A 20,491-nucleotide genomic window follows, 5' to 3' on the forward strand; every position below is an offset into this window, starting at 1 on the left:
GGGGCACCAGCAGCGAAGGAGACTCCCGCGCAGGGGCGGGTGCGGGGTCGCGCCGGATTTGGTAGGCAAGGTCGCGCACCTCCCGCTCGACCTCCTGAGCCATCCTCTCCTCGTCCTCGGGGCGAGCCTGGAAGCCAGAAGCGCGCAGCAGTGCAGGCACGAAGCGCGGCTCGCGCCGCCGGGCGGCGTGGGTCAGTTCATGCGCCAGCAAGCCCAGGGTGCGCGGATCGCCGTCCTGCTGACCCGCGGCCAGGAAGACCGCCTGGCCAATGTTAACCCCGTCCGCCCGGTGGGCCCAGGCGATCCGATCGGCGGTGGGGTCGCGGTAGACCGCGAACTCCGAGGGGTCGAAGCCAAGGAGGGGCTCGAGGAAGCGGCGGGCGGAATCGGCCAGGGGAGTAGGCGGCGCGAGCGGAGCCGCCAGAGCCTCATCACTGGCTTCCTGCCTGGCTGAAGGAGGCCTGAGCCAGGCTCGAGCCTGCGGCAGCCCGGAAGCCGCCAGAGAACCCCCGAGAGGGGCAAGGGTTGGCGAGTGCGGGGGTTCCCGGGCTGGTGAGGGGGGTCGGGAATCCTCCAGCGAGCGCTCCCCCTCGAGCCCTTGCCTCGATTCATCGGGTCCGGCTGGGACCGTCATGGGCACGACGGAATCGGCCCACGACGGCTCGCCCGGTCTGGGCCAGGTTCGCGCCAGCCGGTGGAAGCTATCCAGCAGAGGGTTTTCTGGCTGCGCCACTCGAGGTCGCGGCGCAGCTTCGCTGCTCGAGGACAGGGGTTCAGGCTCGGGCGGGCGCGAAGCGCTGAGCCACCTCTGATCTCCCGGCCGAGGCCAGGTTCGCACCAGCCGCTCGAAAAGCTGGCGGAGGTCGGCTGGAGACGCGCCCGCGGCCTCAGGGGCTTCGGAGCCGGGAGAGGGTTCCGCGGCCCTGGCTTCTTCCGATGACTTGGGCGCTTTCTCCGGTTCCGGCGGCCTGGGCCTCGAGCGTCGAGGACGAAAGAACTCGACCCCCGGCGCTTCGGGAAGCAGGTGGGAAAGGCCCTCCGGTGGGCTGGGCTCGGGCGGTGGGGCCTCCTTGCCTGGGGCAGGCTCTATGGCGGAAAGCTGTAAGCCAGGTGCCTCCTCTAGCCTCGAGCCCCGCCGTCCACGCCGGGCTCTCGCGGCCCCTTCCACCGGCTCAGCCTCGAGCCCCTGCGCCGGGAGCCCCTGGCTTTCTTCCCTTCGGGCCGATTGCCCTTCCTCGAGTTCAGCCCCCAGCGCCTGGGGTTCTCCCGAAAACGCGACCTGCGCCACGAAATCGAACTGATCCGTCAGGCTCGAAGCCTCCGGTTCGACTGCCGTTTGAGGTCGAGGTAAGCCATCCGGCGCGTCCTCGAGGCCGCCCGGACTGGGCTCCGACCGAGCTTCGTAGTGTGGCGAACCATCCGGCCTCTCCTGGGCATCGCTCGAGGATTGCGATACCGACCACTCCACGAGCCTTTCAGCTTCAATGTGCAGTCGTGCGGGCGCCTCGAGCGCTGGAGGAGCGCTCTCCGACTGGAGGACCTCCGATGGCACGAACGCCGGGGCGATCGGGGGATCCCCCTCGCCCACTACACCAGGAGCCCGAGGCTCGAGGGCCGCCTGATTGGATAGCTCCACCTTCGCCCTTTCAGTTATGGGCAGGTCAGATGAGGCAGGCGGGCTCTGCAGCAGGTTCACGGGATCAAGCGGCTGAGGCTTGATTGACGGGGTTTCCTCCGCATCCTCGCTCCCGGGTGGCTGGGGTTTAGAAACAACCTTCCGCTCTCGATGGGCCTGGATTTCCGGCTCGAGCGCCAAGTCCTGCCCTAGGGGGGGCGCGCTTGGCCTAGGCCCACCCTGGATCGCCCTCGGTGCGTCCGGCGCGATTTCTGACGCAGGCGGCAGAGGAAAGCTGGATGGGGAGGGATTCAGTAGCTCAGACCCCACCGCTCCCTCCACTCCAGGCTCATCCGGCAAAACCATGCCGGAATCGCCCATCTGCGGGGATTCGCCGGCGGAGGGTGGGACGGGTTGCAATCCCTCCGCAACCTCGAGCGAAACGGCTTCGTCGAAGCGGATGTCGATCTCGGGCTCGAGGGAGGCCCGGCCTTCGGGTGGAAAAATCGAAGCTCGAGGAGGGCTCCCCTTTGGAGGTGGGCCAGGCCGAAGCACCTGGGGGGGCCGGGTGACAGGACCGGGACGCAGGAAGGGAATTCGGCCCCTGCGCGGGGCCACAGGAGGGCTGGACGCACTCCAGGCTTGGCGGGTCAGCAAGACCTGGCGCCGCGCCAGCGAACGCGCGAAGCTCTGTTGGAGGCGCAGGTACTCGAGGAGCCGGTGGGGCGACACGTCTCACCCGTCAAACGAAGGAAGTCAGGCCGCCGTGGGCCAGCTCGAGGGTGTCGATCGCCAGAGCGTTGCCGCTGGCCGAAAGCTGCGGCCCGATCCACTTCACCGGATACGCATCCTTGAAGTCCCAGCGAAACAACCTGGAACCGTCCACCCCGAAGACCTGCACGGTGACGTTGTGGCGTTCGACCCTCCCGCTCACCACCCTGAGGTACCACTGCAGCAAGCGGTCATCCTGGGCCATGCCTCGCTTGAGGGTCAGGTTGCCCACCCTGGTACGGCCCGGCAGGCGGTGAACGAACTCGTTGAGACCGCCCTCGGCGTACTCCTTGACCTCGGTCTCGATCTGCAAGCCGCCCAGCTCGGTAAACATGGCCTTGCCTACCCCGCCGATGTCCACGTAGAACCTCGAAGTCCCGGTGACGGCTCCGGGATTCCCCAGAAACGGTATCCTCAACACGTCGAAGCACTCCTCAGTCGTTCAGCGCCAGCGTTCTTGCCCCTCCCGTGCGCGCTCGAGGCGCACGTCCTCCCGCATCAGGCGATAGACCCGCTCGGCCAGGGCCTCGAGGTCGATCGCAGGGGGTGATTCGGGGCGATCCTCCGCGGTCGGGGCGGAACCCTCGGTCTGGGACTGGGCCACGGCCTCCTCCTAAGTCATCCCACCGGTGCATCCTCGAGCTGTCCCAGGTCCAACGTGAACCGGGCCCGGCAAGCCGGGCACTCGGTCTCGATCAGGGAGAATCTCTCCGCAAAGACCTGCTTCGGAGCGCCCCCATTGACCTGCAAGTAGAACTCCTGCAAAAACAGGTAATCCGCAGCGAACAGCCGCTCCACCACGCCGGGCGGGACGGGACTGATGGTTCCGAGGCTCAGCAGCACCCGGCTCAGTAGGGCGATGCCCAGGTAGGCCTCGTTGGCTCGCACCCTGGCATCCCCCAGAGGCTCGACCTCGTCAAGGGCGGTCGCCCGGCGCATCACCCCCCGGCGGTGCAGGTTGCCCTGCTCGTCGAGGTAGCCGTTGGGGAGGGTGAACTCGAAAAGGGTCTGCATGGGAGGGCGCGGGTCTGGCGGCCAGGGAGCCCAGCCGCGAGACCCGAATTCGGGCTCACTTCACCCGGATGTACTTGTCGTAGACCAGGGTCAGCTCCTCAATGGCCACTTCGTTGGAGTTGGCGTTGGGAGCGGGACCGGAAATCTTGGAAGGCCAGGCCCCCTCGAAGTTCCAGCGGGCCACCTCCTCCCCAGCTTGGTTGTACATCACGATAGAGCCGTTGGTCTTGGCCGCTTCGTACTTGCCCTCCTCGATCTCCTTGCGCCAGTTCCACAGGCTCAGCGAGCTGGCGTCAGTGGTGATGCCCTGCTTGAGGGTCACGGGGTTCCACTTGAGGTTGCCGGGGATCTGGAACCAGATCACCTCCCCCTTAGCGTTGGTGGCCCGCTGCTGGGTGACTTCGTTTTCGCTGCCCAGCCCACTCATCTCGCGGAACACACCCTTGAGCTTGTCGCCGAACTCCACGCTGAAAAATGCCGCGTTTACCGGAATAGCCGACATGTCTTATCCTCCTCGTGCTCGCAACTTGGCTCTATCCTTGCTGGCCGCTGGTCATCTGGGAGAAACGGAAGATCACGAACTCCGCGGGCTTGACGGGAGCGATGCCGATCTCCACGATCAACTGCCCCTGGTCACGTACCTCAGGGGTGTTGAGTTCGGCGTCACACTTGACGTAGAAGGCCTCGCCTGGGGTGGAGCCGAACAAAGCCCCCTCGCGCCAAACGGTGGTGAGGAAGGCGGTGATGTCGCGCTTGACCCGCTCCCACAGGTTGACGTCGTTGGGTTCGAAGACCACCCACTGGGTGCCGCGGTCTACCGACTTCATGACGTAGTTAAAGAGGCGGCGCACGTTGATGTAGCGCCAGGCCGGGTCGGAGGAGAGGGTTCGCGCCCCCCACACCCGCACCCCACGCCCGGTGAAGGAACGGATGGCGTTGATGCCCACCGGGTTGAGGGTGTCCTGCTCGCCCTTGGTAATCTCCAGCACCGGACCCAAAGCCCCACGGATCACCTCGTTGGCTGGGGCCTTGTGCACTCCGCGCTCGCGGTCGTTGCGGGCCCAGATCCCGGCGATGTGGCCCGAGGGCGGCACCGCCATGGGCTCGCCACCCGGCATCGCCACCTTGATCCAGGGGTAGTAGAGCGCGGCGAAGCGAGAGTCGAAGTTGGCCTCCTTCTCGCGCCAACGCTTGACCTCCTGGGGGGTCATGTCGGGAAGGGGATCGAGGATGGCCAGCCGATCCTGCATGCGCTCGCAGTGGGCGATCAGGGCCAGTTGCACCGCCTTGACCCCCTCGCGGTCGATCATGCCCATCTGGTAGGCCGACATCAGGTCGGGGACGGCCACCATGGTCACGTCCTCGGCGATCTCGAGCCCCTCGATGCCTGAGCGGTCGTCGGCGTTGCCCACGAAGCTGGCAGCCTTGACCGCCAGAGCCTCCGTGGGCTGGCTAGCCTTGAGCACGTAACTGCCCACCTCCGGGGCCCGCTCGGCCAGCGCCCCGGTGGTTTTCTCCTCGAGCAACTCGACGAGGGTGCTGGTCTTGAGGGCCTCGGCCAGCGGGGTAGCCTTGGCGCCCTTGGCCGGGCGACCCACCACCACGTTCTCGAAGCTCTCCTCAACGGCATCCATCCGCACCCGCAAGTTAAAGGCCCCCTCCCCGGCGTCCTCGGCTGAGGGCGGGGCGACCTCTACAATGATGTCACCGCCAACCTTGCCCTTGGCCCCCAGGGTCAGGCTGGGCACGGCCTTGGAGGCCCGGCTGGGGAGCTGGGCCTGGACCGGCTGGGCGATGGCCCCGTTCCTGGCCGCGCTGGGCACCACCCGCGTCACGTAGCAGCGGTTGCCGCCGTTGTTGAAGTAGCCATAGACCGCGTGGGACAAATAGGCCCCTGGCATGTGCGGGTTGCACACGCCGTCCTCGAGAACACCGAAAGTCTCGACGTACTGCTGCCAGCTCGTGATGAGCTGGGGCTTGTTGGCTGGCCCGGCGGGGGCGAAGCCCACGAAGGCCGCCATCGCCGTGCCCACCCCCTCGATGGGGCGCGGCCCGGTGTTGACCTCTTCGACGTATACGCCTGGCGAAAGATACTCTGGCATTTCCCTTTATCCTCCTGTGGTCCTAGAGCACGATCTCGTAGCGATCCGAAGGAACCTGGAGCACGAAGCGCCGCGGTCCCTGGCCCACGCGGGCCACCTGCAAACGCAGTTCACCGGGTGGAACCCCGGCCAGCACGAAGCGGCCCTCGCGGTCCGTGACCTCGACGGCGGCGGCGCTGTCCTCCCGCCATACCATCACTCCCTCCAGCGGCTCACCCCGCCGGTCGAGCACTCGCCCACCGATGCGGTAGGGGAGTTCGAACCACTCCTGCTCACCACCGGACAACGAAGCGTAGCGAGCGGTTCGGGTCAGCACCAGCGGGGCGTCGAAGGCGAGCTCGAGGTCCACCGGCACGGTCAGGGCATACAGCAAAGCGGGGCGCGGGGGCGAACCCAAGGCCGTCCACAGCTCGCGCAAGCGGGGGTTGTCATCGGGCTGCCCTACTCGCGCGAGCAAGGTCATGTCGGGACGCCGGGCCCAGGCGGGCACATACTCCTCGGGGAGCTGGTGGTGGCGCAGCAAGGTGACCATCACCCGCCAGAGGATTTCGTGCTGGTCGCGGGTATCGCTGGAAATGGCCGTGACCTGGTAGTGCAGATCGAAGCGGCGGGGCGGCAGGCGGCGCGAGCCGTGGATGCCCTCGCCGCGCGCGACCTCGGGGGTAATCTGGCGCAGGGTCAGGTTTTCCTGCAACTCGAAGAGGAAAAAGTTAACGGTCGGGCGGCTCAGGCCGACGATCCACTCCCGGCTGGGGGTCTCGAATTCCACGTCAACATCATGCGGATTGAGCTTCCCCTGCTCGAATACCATTTTTTTCAATCCCTCGTGGATCTCGGACAACATGTACACATTACAGCTTATTCCAGAATCGTTATTTTTCCAACTTAATCTTTTTCTAATATTTCAATCATCAATCTAGAGACGTCTCGAGCCAAATGGTTGCTTTATCAAGTATGTAACAAGACTGCGAATTCGAATGCCGTACAGCTTCTCAAAGAACCCACACCCGGTGGCGGCTCGAGCAGATGAGGGCTCCCCTGGCGAGGCTCAGGCGGTAAGGAGCCGGTTGGGGCGGGCTACTCGAACCCGGTTCGCTAAGAGTGATCTGTAGCTCTTCCACGAACTCGACTCCGGGGTGACGTTGCAGCAAAGCGTAGAGTTCGGAGACGTGCAGGGCGCGTCCGAAGGGCCAGCCCTCCCCCCTGGGCCCGCCGGTGAAGGGGTCGAGATAGCTATAGAGTTCGGCTTCAGCCCAGGCCTGCACCTCGGCAGCCAGGGCGGGGTCGGTGGGGCGCAGGCGGGCTTCCACCGAGACCCACAGCAGTTGCGGCGCACGCACCTCGAGTCGGCTCCCCAGCACCCGGCGGTCCTCGAGGTGCCCCAGTACCGCCGAACGCAGCTCCGCCGAAAGCGCGAGGTCTTCGGGGGTCAAAAGCCCTTCCCGGCGGCGAAGCTGGGGCAGGATCACCAGCACCACCTCGCCCGGCCTGGGTTCACCGGGGCCTGGGGGCTGGGCTCCGGGGGCCAGGCAGCAGGCCCGCGCCACGCCGGGCACCTGGGTCGCCAGGTACTCGTAGTCGTCAGCGGTCACGGCCCGGTGGCGGGTACGCAGCACCTGGGGCAGGCGCTGCCGGGCGTCCAGGAGGCTCTGGGCATCGGCCCCGCCCACCGCCTCCTGGCGGTTGGTCACCCGCACCACGTAGGGCACCGAGGACTTGAGCACGCTGAGGGCGCCTTTGGGCACGTTGCCTCCCACGCCGCCGCCGTACTGGTAGCGCGTGAAGCGCAGCACGCTTCCCTTGGGCGGGATCTGGCTGAAGCGGTAGACCGAGCCATCGGGCTGCAACAGCGCGGGCCCCAGGGTCACGGTGCCCTCGAGGGGGTCGAGGGTGTAGTGGCGGTCCTCGGGGCCTGAATCGGCGAAGTCCTCCACCTCCTGCCACAGCTCCAGCGGGCCGCCGGGGGGCTCGACGGTGAGGGTGTCGCGCTGCGGATCGCGCGGCAGAATGGGAGCGAAGCGCAGCTTGAAGCTCTGTCCCGGCGTGCCCTCGCTCTGGCCCAGGTATTCATTGACGACCGTGGTGGCATGCCGCGCCCCTACCGTGCCCCCGCGCGACTCGAGGCGAATCCTGCGGATTTCAGGGGAAAGCTTGTACCCTCCCGCGCCCACCTGGGCCTCGGTCAGGCGCACCCGCAGCCAGTGGGCCGACAACCCCTGGAAGGCCCCCGGCTGCATGGGCGGCAGGTGCAAGATCACCTCGCCGGAGTAGTTGAAGCCCCCGGTGCCGTCGTGCTCGACCTCGCAAGGCACCCAGCGACTGACGGGCCCCTGCCAGACCTGCCACTCCACAGGCGGGCGGCGCGGATCCACCCCCACCCCGCCGGCCTCCTCGCACTCCAGCACCAGCGCCAGCACGTGGTTGGAGTGGTCGTGCTCGAGGGCGATGTAGAAGGCATCGCCCACTTGAGGCTCGGGCGAGAAGAGGGAGATACGCTCACCGGGCAGCTCGAGCCGGCGCAAGTCCTGTGGTACCCAGGGATTCTCCTGCTGGCTGGCGGCGAAAAACTGCAATGCCCCCAGCACGCGGGGTGGGCGAATGATCAGGTCAACCTCGGTGGTGAAGACGATGGCCGGGCTGGTCTCGGTGCGCACCGTGGCCACCTCGGTCCCCTCGGGGATGAGCAGGTTCTGCTCCAGGGGCGCGGAGAGGTAAAAGGTCACCGGGGCCCGCGCCGCCCTGGGTGGCTGCAGCTTGACCCCCACTAGCTCCATGAACTGCGCGAGCATCTTGTCGGGCACCTGGTTCATGCGGTAGAGCACCATGTCGGTCATCCAGGCGAAGAGCTCGATGAGGGCCACGCCGGGGTCGGAGACGTTGTGGTCGGTCCACTCGGGGCAGTAGTGGGGGATCAGGCGCTTGGCCTGATCGACGATTTCCTGGAAGCGGCGGTCGTCGAGGTTGGGTTTGGGCAAGGGCACACATCACCTCAAGGTGTGGAATTCGCGGCTCGATGCAAAGGCGGCTCGGTCAGGGGGCTTGGGGCAATTCACCCGGAATGCGGTAGAAGGGAAAGACCAGCGAGCGCTTGTCGTGGGTGGCCTTGAGTTCGTAGTGGATGTCGATGAGCATGCGCTCCTCACGCTCGGGGTCAGGACGAACCCGCACCTCCAGCACCGTGATGCGCGGCTCCCACATCTTCAGGGCCTCCTCCACGTAGAAGCTGGCCAGCCCCATGGTGGTGGCGTCCATGGGAGCGAACATCAGGTCGTGGATCTGACAGCCGAACTCTGGGCGCATCACCCGCTGGCCCTTGGGGGTCAGGAGGATCATGCGGATCGCCTGCTCGATATCGGTCTCGTGACGGGCCAGGGCGATCCGGCCCCGCCTGTCCACCCCGACCGGGAAAGCCCAGCCTACTCCAAGAAAGTCACTATCGCTCATGCGCTCCTCGTTCCAAGATTCTATACTCGAGCAAATCCAAAAATGGAACCCTTGTAAGAAAATCGCCGTCCAGGAGGCAGTTTTAGACCCCTATAACTCTCGCAATAGTTCCCGAAAGCTAAAGCAGTAGCCCCCGGCGCTCTGCCGGGGGCGGGAAGGCTCGAGGATTGTTCTCAGTAATCCTCGAGAATCAAAATCGCTGCGTAGCCGTCGGAGTCGGGCATCTTGGCAGCGGTGAGGGTGATCTCCACCACGCCACCATCGGAGGTGAACTCGTGCTCGACTTGCGTAGTGTCGGGATCGCTCTCCTTGAAGATGGCCTCGCCATTTTCGTAAGCCATCTCGACGTCCACGTCCTGCATCACCTCTTCGTCGGTAACGACGATGATCTTGTAGTCGGTGTCCTTGAGGGTCTCGAAGGAGTAGGTGAAGCTGTCTTCCTCTTCGGAGAAGAGGAAGCTCACGGTCTGCACCAGTGTCAGGCCGGAATCGTCGTTTTCCAAGGCTTCGCGGGCGATGTCAAAAATCCTCGCAGCCGTGTGGGTCGCGACCACCCAGCCACTCAACGCCATTACCAATGCCAAGCTCAGTATCCGAAATGTAAGCATGTGTTTGCCTCCAGGGTTTGCTTAGCAGACCCAGAATTTGCCGGCGCCTGCAATGCCTCACGCCCCCCATTCCGAGTTGCTCACGCATAATACTTCATCTGCCGCATCCTGCCGGTTCAAACCCGTACCCCCCCGCTCCTGAGCGACCCCAGATGGAAGCTTTTACTGATCCATAGGGGCTTAGCCTGATCTCCCTTGACGTTTTGGTATACCAAAAGCTATACTTTAGCCCAATGCGCCACCGGATTGGACTCCTAAACCTAAACCCACCGACCCCGTGGGCTTAGGTGCGATCCAGCGCTGCGGCTTCCGGGGAATTCCTCGGGAGTTTTTTGCGCCGTGTCAGGGCGCGGGAGGTTAGTGAAAATGGGAAAAAGCCTGTACGAAAAGGTCTGGGAAGCCCACGCCATCAGGACGCTGCCCAACGGTCAGACCCAGCTTTTCATCGACACTCACCTCATCCACGAGGTCACCTCGCCCCAGGCTTTCGGCATGCTCAAGGATCTGGGGCTCAAGGTACGCTTCCCCGAGCGTACCTTCGCCACGGTGGACCACATCGTGCCGACGCACAGCTTGCTCGAGCCCTTCGCCGACCCCCAAGCCGACGAGATGATCCGGAAGCTGCGAGAGAACGTGCGTGAGCACGGCATCACCTTCTTCGACGTGACCAGCGGCCTGCAGGGCATCGTCCACGTGATCGGGCCCGAGCAGGGCATCACCCAACCGGGCATGACCATCGCCTGTGGCGACTCCCACACCTCCACCCACGGGGCCTTCGGCGCCATCGCCTTCGGCATCGGCACCACCCAGGTGCGCGACGTGCTGGCGACGCAGACTTTGGCCATGGGCAAGCTCAAGGTGCGGCGCATCAACGTCGAGGGCAAGCTGCGACCCGGCGTGTACGCCAAGGACGTGATCTTGCACATCATCAAGGTGTTGGGCGTCAACGGCGGCATCGGCTACGCCTACGAGTACGGTGGCAGCGTCCTCGAGGGCTTCAGCATGGAAGAGCGCATGACCGTGTGCAACATGAGCATCGAAGGCGGGGCACGCTGCGGCTACGTCAACCCCGACCAGACCACCTTCGACTACCTCAAAGGCCGCCCCTATGTGCCCAAGGGGGCCGAATGGGACGCGGCAGTCGAGCGCTGGAAGGCCCTGGCCTCCGACCCCGACGCCCACTACGACGACGTGGTGAACATCAAAGCCGAGGACATCGCCCCTACCGCGACCTGGGGCATCAACCCCGGCCAGGGCTGCGCCATCACCGACCGGGTGCCCGACCCCGCCCTCTACCCCGAGGCCGAGCGGCCAGGGCTTCTGGAGGCCCTGGCCCACATGAAGCTCCGGCCCGGCCAGCCCATCAAGGGCGTGAAGGTGGAGGTGGCCTTCCTGGGAAGCTGTACCAATGGGCGCATCTCCGACTTCCGCGAGGTAGCGAAGTACCTCAAGGGCCGCAAGGTGGCTCCCGGCGTGCGGGCCATCGCGGTGCCGGGCTCACAGGTAGTAGCCCGGCAGTGCGAGGAAGAGGGCATCGCCGAGATCTTCCGCGAGGCCGGCTTCGAGTGGCGGGGAGCGGGCTGCTCGATGTGCCTGGCGATGAACCCGGACAAGCTCATCGGTGACGAGCTGTGCGCCTCGAGCTCCAACCGCAACTTCAAGGGGCGACAGGGCTCGGCCACGGGCCGCACGGTGCTGATGAGCCCGGTGATGGTGGCTGCAGCGGCGGTGACGGGAGAGATCAGCGATGCACGCGAGGTGTTCGGCGTGGGAGAGCTGGTAGGAGCATAAGCACAAAACGGCTTATCAGCGTGCGACGGAAGGAGCACATTAATGGCCCTCGAGAGAATCCAACAAGTCACCGGACGTGCCGTGCACGTCCCCGGCAACGACATCGACACCGACCGCATCACCCCGGCCCGCTACCTGAAGGTAGTCACCTTCGACGGACTGGGCGAGGCGCTTTTCCATGATGAGCGCTTCAACCCCGACGGCTCGGAAAAGCCCCACCCCCTCAACGACCCCCGCTTCAAAGGGGCTTCCATCATGCTGGTGGGGGCCAATTTCGGCTGCGGCAGTTCCCGTGAGCACTCGCCCCAGGCCATCTACCGCGCGGGCTTCCGGGCCCTCATTGGGGAGAGTTTCGCAGAGATCTTCTTTGGCAACTCCACTGCGCTGTCCATGCCCTGCGTGAGCGCGAGCAAGGCCGACATCGAAGCGCTGGCGGCAGCCGTGGAGGAAAACCCGGCCCTCGAGGTCACCGTAGACGTGGAGCGGCTCGAGGTGCGCTACGCGGACAAGACTTTCAAGGTGAAGCTGCCCGAGAGCGCCCGCAAGGCCCTGGTGGAAGGCCGCTGGGACCCCATCGCCGACTTGCTTGAGGCGGGGGAGTTGCTCGAGCAGGCCTCGGCCCGGCTGCCCAAAGCGGTGAAAAGCTGACGCGCCCTGCGGCGTACGCAGGACGCCAGGCGTAAGACGTACGACGCTCGACAGAAAGGAAATCATGCCCAAAATCGCCCTGCTACCCGGTGACGGCATCGGCCCCGAAGTGACCTATGCCGCCGTAGACGTGCTCAAGGCCGCCGACGAAGCCTACGGGCTCGGGCTCGAGTTCGAAGCCTTTCCCTTTGGCGGCAACGCCATCGACGCCCACGGCGAACCCTTCCCCGAGGTGACCCAGAAAGGCTGCCTCGAGGCCGACGCCATCCTGCTGGGCGCCATCGGCGGGCCGAAGTGGGACAACGTGGCCCGCGACATCCGCCCCGAGACCGGACTGCTGGCGCTGCGCAAGGCCCATGGCCTCTTCGCCAACCTGCGCCCAGCCAGGGTGCTGCCGGGCTTGGAAGCCCTCTCCCCGCTCAAGCCCGAGATCGCCAGAGGCGTGGACGTGCTGGTGATCCGCGAGCTGACCGGCGGGATCTACTTCGGGACTCCCCGCGGGATGAACGAGGAAGAAGGCTGGAACACCGAGCGCTACTCGAGGCCCGAGGTCCTTCGCATCGCCCGCGTCGCCTTCGAGGCCGCCCGCAAGCGGCGCGGACGGGTGTGCAGCGTGGACAAGGCCAACGTGCTCGAAGTCGGCGAGTTCTGGCGCAAGGTAGTGGAGGAGGCCCACCAGGACTACCCCGACGTCGCGCTCGAGCACCAGTACGTCGACGCGATGGCCATGCACCTCGTCACCAAGCCGGGGCGCTTCGACGTAGTGGTGACGGGCAACATCTTCGGGGATATCCTCTCCGACTTAGCCTCGGTGCTGCCGGGGAGTCTGGGGTTGTTGCCCTCGGCCAGCCTGGGCGAGAAAACCCCGCTGTTCGAACCCGTGCACGGCTCGGCGCCGGACATCGCGGGCAGGGGCATCGCCAACCCCACCGCCGCCATCCTCTCGGCGGCCATGTTGCTCACCCACACCCTCAACCGGCCCGACATCGCCCGCGAGGTCGAGGAGGCCGTGAGTCACGCCCTGGCCACCAACCCCACCCCCGACCTCGGTGGCCGGGCCAGCACCCAGGAATTCACCACACAAGTGGTAGCCTCCCTGCACCGCACCGCCGTTTGAGAGTAGTCTTGGACTTGAGAGGTGGCTGCGGATGAACCTGCACGGTAAGACCTTCATCATCACGGGAGCCAGCCGGGGCATCGGCGAGGCCCTGGCGCTGGAGATGGCCAAAGCCGGGGCCAACTTGGTCCTGGGCGCTCGCAATCAGGTGGCGCTGGAGTTCGTGCGCGACCGGGTGCGCGAACTGGGCGTGCAGGTAGTCGCGGTGGCCGGAAGCGCGGCCAGCGACGCGGTAGCGCGGCAGATGGTGCAGGCGGCGCTCGAGCTGGGCCACTTCAAGGGTTTTGTCCACAACGCCGGAATCCTCAACGCCGGGCCACTGGTCTACGAGCTCGTGGAAGCCCGGTACGACGAGATCCTCGAGTCCAACGTCAAGGGCGGCTACCAACTTGCCCGCCACGCCTATCCCCACCTGCTGCGCCAGGAAGGCAGCGTGGCGGTCTTCCTGGGTTCGGGCGCGGCAGAGCACAACGTCCCCGGCATGGGCATCTACGCCATCGCCAAGGCCGCCGAGGAGCACCTGGCTCGCCAGCTGGCCGTCGAGGCCCCCGACGTCATCTGCTTTATCTACCGACCGGGCATCGTGGAAACGGACTACACCCGGCAGCTCATCGAGGCCGAAGGCGGTGGCGCGAGCGTGGTGCGGCCCCTGTTCAAGAGCTACGTCGCGCAGGGCCAGGTCATCAGCGCCGAGCAGTCGGCCAGGGCTTTGGTGCGCATCCTCGAGGGCAACCCCCGCAAGTACCACGGCAGAGTCGCTACCTGGGAGAGTATCTAAATTGAGCCTCAAGCAGCAAACCTGGATCCTCACCGGAGCTAGCCGGGGTATCGGACGGGCTGTGGCCCTGGAGCTGGCCCACGCCGGGGCCAACCTGGTGCTGGGTGCGAGGAACCCGCAGGCGCTCGAGGCCGTCGCCCAGGAGTGCCGGGCCCTGGGCGTGCAAGCCAAGAGCGTGGCGGGCGATGCCGCTTTAGATCAGACCGCGCAGTTTCTGGTCAAGGCGGCCAAGGTGATCGGGAACTTCGCCGGTTTCATCCACAACGCCGGGGTTCTGCACCCTGGCCCCACCCTCTGGGAGCTGAGCGAGGCCCAGTTCGACGAGGTGTTCGGCGCCAACGTCAAAGCCGCCTTCCAGCTCGCCCGCTACGCCTACCCCAACCTGATCCGGCGAGGGGGTGGGGTCGCGGTGTTCGTGGGCTCCGGAGCGGCCAAGCGCAACGTCGCGGGCTGGGGCGCTTACGGCGCGGCCAAGGCCGCTGAGCACTACCTAGCTGCCCAGCTCGCCCTCGAGGAGCCCCGGATCACCTGCTTCGTCTACAGCCCCGGCCCTGTAGACACCGACATGCAGCGTCAGGGCCGCGAAGCCCCAGGTCCCATTGCCACGATGTTCCAGGGCTTCAAGGAACAAGGCCACCTGCTCTCGCCCGAGCAAAGCGCCAGGGCGCTGGTGCGGCTGCTCCAGACTGATCCCCATCGCTTCCACGGTAAGATAGCCACGTATAACGATGCCTAATGTCACGCGTCATACGTCCTACGCCTCGAAAGCCATAGCCCGCGTACGACGTTCGACGCAAGACCTACGACACACCGGAGGTTTCATGCGTTCAGACCGGATCAAGCAAGGACCCCAACAGGCCCCTGCCCGCTCGATGCTGCGGGCGGTGGGCGTAACGGACGAAGACTTCAAGATTCCCTGGGTGGGGATCGTCAACACCTGGACCGAAGGCATGCCCTGCAACTTCCACCTGCGCGACCTGGCCGCCGACCTGAAGATCGGGGCCAAGGAAGCGGGGATGCACTCCTTCGAGTTCGGCGCCCCGGCCATCTCCGACGGCATCAGCATGGGCACGCCGGGGATGCGCAGTAGCCTGATCAGCCGCGAGGTGATCGCCGACTCGGTCGAACTCATCGCCCAGGGCTACCTCTACGACGGCATGGTGGCGCTGGTGGCCTGCGACAAGACCAACCCCGGCGGGGCCATGGGCGTCATCCGCTCGGGCGTGCCGGGGGTGGTGCTCTACGGCGGCTCCATCGCGCCGGGCAAGCTGGGGGGCAAGAACCTCACGGTGGTCTCGGTCTTCGAGGCCGTGGGGCAGTACGCGGCGGGCAAGATCGGCGAGCAGCAACTCGCCGAGGTCGAGCGCGCCGCCATCCCCGGTCCCGGAGCCTGCGGCGGCCAGTACACCGCCAACACCATGAGCATGGTGCTCGAGGTCTTGGGTCTCTCCCCCGTCGGCTACAACTCCATCCCCGCCATCGTGCCCGAGAAGAAAGCCGCCGGAAGGCGGGCCATGCAGGTGCTGGCCGAAGCCATCCGCAACGACTGGAAGCCCGCCGACTTCCTCACCCGCCAGTCCTTCCTCAACGCCATCGCCGCCGTGGCCGCCACCGGCGGCTCCACCAACGCCGTGCTTCATCTCCTGGCCATCGCCAGGGAAGCGGGGATCAGGCTCGAGCTCGACGACTTCGACCGCGTCTCGCGCAAGACCCCGGTTATCGCCGATATGCGTCCGTGGGGCACTTACACCGCCTGGGAACTGTGGGAGGCCGGGGGCATCCCCCTCATCATCCGCCGCCTGATCGAGGGCGGCCTGATCGACGGCGAGCAGAAAACCGTCACCGGTAAGACCCTCTGGGAGGAAGCCAAGGACGCTCCCGAGACCCCCGGCCAGCAGGTGGTGGTCCCGCGTGAGCGGGCCTTCAAACCCGAGGGCGGTCTGCGCGTGCTGCACGGCTCGCTGGCCCCCGAAGGCGCGGTGCTCAAGCTCGCAGGCACCGAGCGCAAGCAGTTCCGCGGTCCGGCGCGGGTCTTCGACGGCGAGGAGGGGGCGATGAAGGCCGTGCTCGCCAAGGAGATCAAGCCCGGCGACGTGGTGGTCATCCGCTACGAAGGCCCCAAGGGCGCGCCGGGGATGCCCGAGATGCTCTCCGTCACCAGCGCCCTGGTGGGCGAAGGGCTGGGGCCCGAGGTGGCCCTCATCACCGACGGGCGCTTCAGCGGCGGCACCAAGGGCCTGATGATCGGCCACGTCGCCCCCGAAGCCTACCTGGGCGGCCCCATCGCGCTCGTGGAGGAAGGCGACACCATCTCCATCGACTGCGACGCGGGGACGCTGGAACTCGAGGTCGCCCCCGAGGTCCTGGAGACCCGCAAGGCCAAGTGGCAGGCCCCCGAGCCGCATTACAAGAGCGGGCTGTTCGCGCGCTACGCCCGGCTGGTGAGCAGCGCGAAGTACGGGGCGGTGCTGGAGTAGGCCGTCTGGCTAGTCGTCGTCGCCGACCGCCACCGTCTCCCGCCGCCCGGCTTTCCACTCCAGCCCCGCCCAGATCAGGCTCTCGAGATCCCCGTCGAGCACCTGGTCGGGGTCGTGGCGCATCTCGCCGGTGCGGTGGTCCTTGACGTACTGCTTGTCGAGCACGTAGCTCCGGATCTGGCTGCCCCACTCGATAGGACGGGACTCGCCCCTAAGCCGGGCCAGCTCCTCCTGCTTCTTCTTGAACTCGATCTCGAAGAGCTTCGAGCGCAGGATGTTCATGGCCATCTCTTTGTTCTTCTGCTGGCTGCGGGTGACCTGGCACTTGACGATGATGCCGGTGGGAAGGTGAACTACCCGCACGGCGGAGTCGGTGGTGTTGACTCCTTGCCCGCCCTTGCCCTGCGAGCGCATCACGTCGATGCGCAGGTCCTCGGGGTTGATCTGCACGTCGACCGACTCATCGACCTCGGGCATGACCTCGAGCGCGGCGAAGCTGGTCTGGCGCTTGCCCTGGGCGTTGAAGGGCGAGGGCCGCACCAGGCGGTGCACCCCGGCCTCCGGGGATAGCAGGCCGTAGGCGTTCTCGCCGCGCACGATGAACTGGGCGTAGTCGATGCCCGCCTCGGCTCCGGGCTCGAGGTCGATCATCTCGACGCTGAAGCCCTTGCGCTCGGCGAAGCGGGTGTACATGCGCAAGAGCATCTCGGCCCAGTCGCAGGCTTCGGTGCCCCCGGCTCCGGGCTTGATGGTCACGATGGCCGCGTTCTCGGCGTAGGGGAAGGAGAGCAGGGTCTGATGGTACAGTTCCTCGAGCTCCCTGGCGGCGGCCTCGAGTTCAGGCTGCATCTGCTCGCGCTCCTCGGCGCTCATCTCAGGCCACAACTCCAAGAGCCCCTGCAGGTCGGACTCCAGCCGCCGGTAGCTCTCGACGACGCGGCGCAGACGGGTGCTCTCCTGGGAGACGGCCCGCGCCTCGGCAGGATTGTTCCAGAGGTTGGGGTCACCCAGCTTGAGCTCGAGTTCTTTCAGGCGACGTTCTTTGCCGGCGATGTCAAAGATACCCCCTGAGGGCATCGAGCCGGTGTTGCAAAGTGGGCAAGTCCATAACCCACTGAGTATAGCCGCCAAACGCCGAAGGCTCAACGCCAGGATACGTCGATAGTCGGTAGCTCAGGACTTACGCACCGATAGTGAACCCCTGGCCCTCCGTTGGAGCTATCGTTCCCGATATGGTCATCAACCATCGATTGGCGACAAATTCCGCAGAAACTCAGTGTTGTCTTGTCCCTGGCCTGCCTTTAGACTTCTGGCTGTGGAACAGACGCTCTTTCGCGGGCGGCGTGAGCGCAAGCTGGGAGAGGGCATCGCGGTGCGGCTCGAGGGCGTCCGCAAACGCTATGGCGACACCGAAGCCGTGGCCGGGGTGAGCCTGGAGGTGCGCGACGGGGAGTTCTTCAGCCTGCTGGGGCCTTCAGGTTGCGGCAAGACCACGCTGCTGCGCATGATCGCGGGCTTCGACGAACCCGACGAGGGGCGCATCCTGATCGCGGGACAGGACATGCGGGGGGTTCCGCCCTACCGCCGCCCGGTCAACACCGTGTTCCAGAACTATGCGCTCTTTCCCCACATGAGCGTCGAGCAGAACATCGCCTTCGGGCTGCGCATGAGGCGCATGCCCAAGGAGGAGATCGCCCGGCGGGTGGCCTGGGCGCTCGAGCTCGTCAACATGCAGGGCCTGGAGAAGCGCCGTCCCAACCAGCTTTCCGGCGGGCAAAAGCAGCGGGTAGCCCTGGCCCGCGCCCTGGTCAACGAGCCCGAGGTGCTGCTTTTGGACGAGCCGCTCTCGGCCCTCGACCTCAAGCTGCGGCAGGAGCTGCGCGTGGAGCTGATGAACCTCCAGGAGCGGCTGGGCATCACCTTCATCTTCGTCACCCACGACCAGGAGGAGGCGCTGGTGATGTCCGACCGCATCGCGGTGATGAACCGGGGGCAGGTAGAACAGGTGGGGGCTGCCGAGGACGTCTACGAGCTGCCCCGCACCCCCTTCGTGGCCCGCTTCCTGGGCGACTCCAACCTCATTCCCGCCACCGCCCTCGAGCCCCGCAGGGTCAGGACCCCGCTAGGGGAGTTCGTCCTCGACGAAGAGGACGCCCTCACGCCGGGGCAGGAAGTGCTGCTGTCGATCCGACCCGAGAAGATCCGGCTCTTTCGCGAGAAGCCCAACCTGCCCAACGTCTTCCAGGCCCGCGTGGACGACATCATCTACACCGGGGCCGAGAACCATTACCTGCTGGAGGCGGACGGGGTACGGCTGACGGTGAACACCCTCAACCAGGACATCCTCGAGCCCGGCCACGACGAGTTTAGCTACGACGAGGTGGTGTGGGTAGCCATGACCCCGGAGAAGCTGGTGGTGGTCAGCGAAGCCGGTAGCGGCGGAGGCAATGGGGCATGAACGAGGCCGCAACCCCCTGGCAGAAGGCCCGGCGGCTGCTGGTGACGGTGGGGCCCGGAGCCTTCTGGCTGGTCGTTTTCGTGCTGATCCCCTCGGTGCTGGTCTTCCTGGCCTCACTCCTCAGCCGCAGCAGCACCGGCAGCCTGGCTCCGCCCTGGGGCCTGCACAACTACGTGCGCTTCTTCAGCGAGCCGCTGTTCTGGGAGATCGTGGGGCGCAGCCTGTGGCTCGGCTGGTGGGCCACGGTGTTCACGGTGCTGCTGGGCTACCCGCTGGCCTTCTACATCGCCGCTCACCGCTACAAGCAGGTGTTGCTGCTGCTGGTGGTCATCCCCTTCTTCACCAACTTCCTCATTCGGGTCTACGCCTGGATCATCCTGCTGCAGCGCGAGGGCGCCATCAACGCGCTGATCACGGCCTTTGGCCTTCCACCTGCCGATCTGTTCCCCTCGACCTTGGCGGTCTACCTGGCCACGGTCTACACCTATCTGCCCTTTTTGGTGCTGCCGCTGTATGCCGCCGTCGAGCGCATCGACTGGAATTTGCTCGAGGCCGCCTACGACCTGGGTGCCACGCCCGTGCGGGGCTTCTGGGAGGCCATCTTCCCCCAGACCGTGCCGGGGCTGTTCGCGGGCTTTCTGCTCACCTTCATCCCGGCGGTGGGCACCTTCGTGATCGCCGATCTGCTGGGTGGGGGCAAGATCACCCTGATCGGAAACCTCATCCAGCAGCAATTCGGCTCGGCCCAGAACTGGGCCTTCGGCGCAGCGGTCAGCATGATCCTGATGCTCATGGTGCTGCTGGGCCTGTGGCTTTATGCCCGCACCCAGGGCGAGAGGGGGCTGGACGAGCTGGTATGAAACGCCTCCTCGCCGCCTACTCCTGGCTGGTCTTCGCCTTTTTGTACCTCCCCATCGCGGTGATCGTGGTGCTCTCCTTCAACGACAGCCGCTTTGGGGTGAGCTGGACGGGCTTTACCTTCAAGTGGTACGAGGCGCTGTTCGAGAGCCGCCGCATCGGGGAGTACCTGAGCAACACGCTGGTGGTGGCCTTCAGCTCGACGCTGGTATCCACAATCCTGGGCACCTTGCTGGCCATTGGGATCGTGCGCTATGAGTTCAGGCTGCGCAACTTCCTGCGCTACTTGCTCTACGTGCCGGTGGTGGTGCCCGACGTGGTGATGGGCATCTCGCTGCTGCTGCTCTTCGATACCGTGCGCGATTCTATCGGCTGGCCCCCGCTCTCGCTGTTCACGATCATCCTGGCCCACATCAGCTTTCAGATCGCCTACGTCACGCTGGTGGTGCGGGCCCGCCTGATGCTCTTGGACCCAGCGCTCGAGGAGGCCGCGCGCGATCTGGGGGCCAACAATTGGCGCACTTTCTGGGAGGTAACCCTGCCCCTGATTTGGCCGGGAGTGGTGGCCGGGGCGTTGCTGGCGTTCAGCCTCTCCCTCGATGACTTCGTGGTGACCTTCTTCACCTCGGGCGCGGGCTCGACTACCTTGCCGCTGTACATCTACGGCAAGGTCAAGACCGGCATCACCCCCGAGGTCCACGCCCTCTCCACCTTGATGGTGGGGGCAACTATTTTGACCCTGGTGCTCGGGGTCCTATTCTGGCGTAGGCGCTGATGTGGTCAATCTGGTAGCCTGAAAACCCGTCGGTA

The 20,491-nt window shown here is 65.9% G+C and carries 20 protein-coding genes; 9 read left to right on the plus strand and 11 right to left on the minus strand.

Going from position 1 to position 20,491, the window contains the following annotated elements:
• The 10 genes from Mrose_RS18860 to Mrose_RS10235 form a co-directional block, all read right to left on the minus strand.
• A partial coding sequence (locus tag Mrose_RS18860) for an eCIS core domain-containing protein (protein WP_182482760.1) occupies window positions 1–1,288 on the minus strand: 1,288 nt, incomplete at its 3' end.
• A gap of 1,069 nt (window positions 1,289–2,357) precedes the next feature.
• Entirely contained in the window at window positions 2,358–2,807 is a 450-nt protein-coding gene (locus tag Mrose_RS10200) for a phage tail protein (protein ID WP_220452313.1), read from the minus strand.
• Between the two features lie 21 nt (window positions 2,808–2,828).
• A complete protein-coding gene (locus tag Mrose_RS18865) occupies window positions 2,829–2,990 on the minus strand; it encodes a hypothetical protein (RefSeq protein WP_182482761.1) in 162 nt (53 codons plus the stop codon).
• A gap of 14 nt (window positions 2,991–3,004) precedes the next feature.
• Window positions 3,005–3,400 (minus strand): phage tail assembly protein, encoded by a 396-nt coding sequence (locus Mrose_RS10205; protein WP_119277937.1) that lies wholly within the window; start codon window positions 3,398–3,400, stop codon window positions 3,005–3,007.
• A 55-nt stretch (window positions 3,401–3,455) separates the two neighbouring features.
• Complete coding sequence (locus Mrose_RS10210) at window positions 3,456–3,902, minus strand: phage tail protein (protein ID WP_119277939.1); 447 nt, start codon at window positions 3,900–3,902, stop codon at window positions 3,456–3,458.
• 31 nt (window positions 3,903–3,933) lie between these two features.
• A complete protein-coding gene (locus Mrose_RS10215) occupies window positions 3,934–5,502 on the minus strand; it encodes a phage tail sheath family protein (RefSeq protein WP_119277941.1) in 1,569 nt (522 codons plus the stop codon).
• A 22-nt stretch (window positions 5,503–5,524) separates the two neighbouring features.
• A complete protein-coding gene (locus Mrose_RS10220; RefSeq protein ID WP_119277943.1) occupies window positions 5,525–6,346 on the minus strand; it encodes a Pvc16 family protein in 822 nt (273 codons plus the stop codon).
• 148 nt (window positions 6,347–6,494) lie between these two features.
• A complete protein-coding gene (locus Mrose_RS10225) occupies window positions 6,495–8,483 on the minus strand; it encodes a putative baseplate assembly protein (protein ID WP_119277945.1) in 1,989 nt (662 codons plus the stop codon).
• A gap of 49 nt (window positions 8,484–8,532) precedes the next feature.
• Entirely contained in the window at window positions 8,533–8,946 is a 414-nt protein-coding gene (locus Mrose_RS10230; RefSeq protein ID WP_119277947.1) for a GPW/gp25 family protein, read from the minus strand.
• 173 nt (window positions 8,947–9,119) lie between these two features.
• A complete protein-coding gene (locus Mrose_RS10235; RefSeq protein ID WP_147371614.1) occupies window positions 9,120–9,500 on the minus strand; it encodes a hypothetical protein in 381 nt (126 codons plus the stop codon).
• A gap of 420 nt (window positions 9,501–9,920) precedes the next feature.
• On the opposite strand from Mrose_RS10235, the gene leuC reads away from it, so the two are divergent.
• The 6 genes from leuC (at window position 9,921) to ilvD (ending at window position 16,365) form a co-directional block, all read left to right on the plus strand.
• Window positions 9,921–11,345, plus strand: coding sequence for a 3-isopropylmalate dehydratase large subunit (gene leuC, locus Mrose_RS10240; protein ID WP_119277951.1), 1,425 nt, complete (start codon window positions 9,921–9,923; stop codon window positions 11,343–11,345).
• 42 nt (window positions 11,346–11,387) lie between these two features.
• Complete coding sequence (gene leuD, locus Mrose_RS10245; protein ID WP_119277953.1) at window positions 11,388–11,993, plus strand: 3-isopropylmalate dehydratase small subunit; 606 nt, start codon at window positions 11,388–11,390, stop codon at window positions 11,991–11,993.
• A 64-nt stretch (window positions 11,994–12,057) separates the two neighbouring features.
• Entirely contained in the window at window positions 12,058–13,110 is a 1,053-nt protein-coding gene (gene leuB / locus Mrose_RS10250) for a 3-isopropylmalate dehydrogenase (protein WP_119277955.1), read from the plus strand.
• 31 nt (window positions 13,111–13,141) lie between these two features.
• A complete protein-coding gene (locus Mrose_RS10255; protein WP_119277957.1) occupies window positions 13,142–13,888 on the plus strand; it encodes an SDR family NAD(P)-dependent oxidoreductase in 747 nt (248 codons plus the stop codon).
• A 1-nt stretch (window position 13,889) separates the two neighbouring features.
• The gene (locus Mrose_RS10260) at window positions 13,890–14,624 is read left to right on the plus strand and encodes an SDR family NAD(P)-dependent oxidoreductase (protein WP_119277959.1); all 735 of its coding nucleotides are present in this window, start codon (window positions 13,890–13,892) and stop codon (window positions 14,622–14,624) included.
• Between the two features lie 85 nt (window positions 14,625–14,709).
• On the plus strand, window positions 14,710–16,365 hold the full coding sequence (gene ilvD, locus Mrose_RS10265; protein ID WP_119277961.1) for a dihydroxy-acid dehydratase: 1,656 nt from the start codon (window positions 14,710–14,712) through the stop codon (window positions 16,363–16,365).
• A gap of 9 nt (window positions 16,366–16,374) precedes the next feature.
• Here ilvD and prfB read toward each other — a convergent pair.
• Window positions 16,375–17,473, minus strand: a protein-coding gene (gene prfB / locus Mrose_RS10270) for a peptide chain release factor 2 (protein WP_119277963.1) whose coding sequence is annotated in 2 segments (ribosomal slippage) — window positions 16,375–17,421 and window positions 17,423–17,473 — 1,098 coding nt in all. Because the reading frame shifts where the segments join, the coding sequence is not laid out codon by codon here.
• 207 nt (window positions 17,474–17,680) lie between these two features.
• Here prfB and Mrose_RS10275 point away from each other — a divergent pair.
• From Mrose_RS10275 to Mrose_RS10285, 3 genes are read left to right on the plus strand one after another with little or no spacing between them, the layout of a single operon-like run.
• Complete coding sequence (locus tag Mrose_RS10275; protein WP_119277965.1) at window positions 17,681–18,823, plus strand: ABC transporter ATP-binding protein; 1,143 nt, start codon at window positions 17,681–17,683, stop codon at window positions 18,821–18,823.
• A complete protein-coding gene (locus tag Mrose_RS10280) occupies window positions 18,820–19,683 on the plus strand; it encodes an ABC transporter permease (protein ID WP_119277967.1) in 864 nt (287 codons plus the stop codon). The genes Mrose_RS10275 and Mrose_RS10280 overlap by 4 nt, the downstream gene beginning before the upstream one ends.
• Complete coding sequence (locus Mrose_RS10285) at window positions 19,680–20,456, plus strand: ABC transporter permease (RefSeq protein ID WP_119277969.1); 777 nt, start codon at window positions 19,680–19,682, stop codon at window positions 20,454–20,456. Before Mrose_RS10280 ends, Mrose_RS10285 begins: the two co-directional genes overlap by 4 nt.
• The last annotated feature ends 35 nt before the right edge of the window (window positions 20,457–20,491 follow it).

It is taken from the genome of Calidithermus roseus, assembly GCF_003574095.1.
GTDB classification, from domain to species: Bacteria; Deinococcota; Deinococci; order Deinococcales; family Thermaceae; genus Calidithermus; species Calidithermus roseus.

Excerpts from the sequence above, each read along its gene's own strand:
- Mrose_RS10205 (WP_119277937.1), bottom strand. The coding sequence starts at position 3,400 with ATGCAGACCCTTTTCGAGTTCACCCTCCCCAACGGCTACCTCGACGAG.
- Mrose_RS10220 (WP_119277943.1), bottom strand. The coding sequence starts at position 6,346 with ATGTTGTCCGAGATCCACGAGGGATTGAAAAAAATGGTATTCGAGCAG.
- Mrose_RS10215 (WP_119277941.1), bottom strand. The coding sequence starts at position 5,502 with ATGCCAGAGTATCTTTCGCCAGGCGTATACGTCGAAGAGGTCAACACC.
- Mrose_RS10230 (WP_119277947.1), bottom strand. The coding sequence starts at position 8,946 with ATGAGCGATAGTGACTTTCTTGGAGTAGGCTGGGCTTTCCCGGTCGGG.
- Mrose_RS10285 (WP_119277969.1), top strand. The coding sequence starts at position 19,680 with ATGAAACGCCTCCTCGCCGCCTACTCCTGGCTGGTCTTCGCCTTTTTG.
- leuC (WP_119277951.1), top strand. The coding sequence starts at position 9,921 with ATGGGAAAAAGCCTGTACGAAAAGGTCTGGGAAGCCCACGCCATCAGG.
- leuB (WP_119277955.1), top strand. The coding sequence starts at position 12,058 with ATGCCCAAAATCGCCCTGCTACCCGGTGACGGCATCGGCCCCGAAGTG.
- ilvD (WP_119277961.1), top strand. The coding sequence starts at position 14,710 with ATGCGTTCAGACCGGATCAAGCAAGGACCCCAACAGGCCCCTGCCCGC.
- leuD (WP_119277953.1), top strand. The coding sequence starts at position 11,388 with ATGGCCCTCGAGAGAATCCAACAAGTCACCGGACGTGCCGTGCACGTC.
- Mrose_RS10280 (WP_119277967.1), top strand. The coding sequence starts at position 18,820 with ATGAACGAGGCCGCAACCCCCTGGCAGAAGGCCCGGCGGCTGCTGGTG.
- Mrose_RS10210 (WP_119277939.1), bottom strand. The coding sequence starts at position 3,902 with ATGTCGGCTATTCCGGTAAACGCGGCATTTTTCAGCGTGGAGTTCGGC.
- Mrose_RS10255 (WP_119277957.1), top strand. The coding sequence starts at position 13,142 with ATGAACCTGCACGGTAAGACCTTCATCATCACGGGAGCCAGCCGGGGC.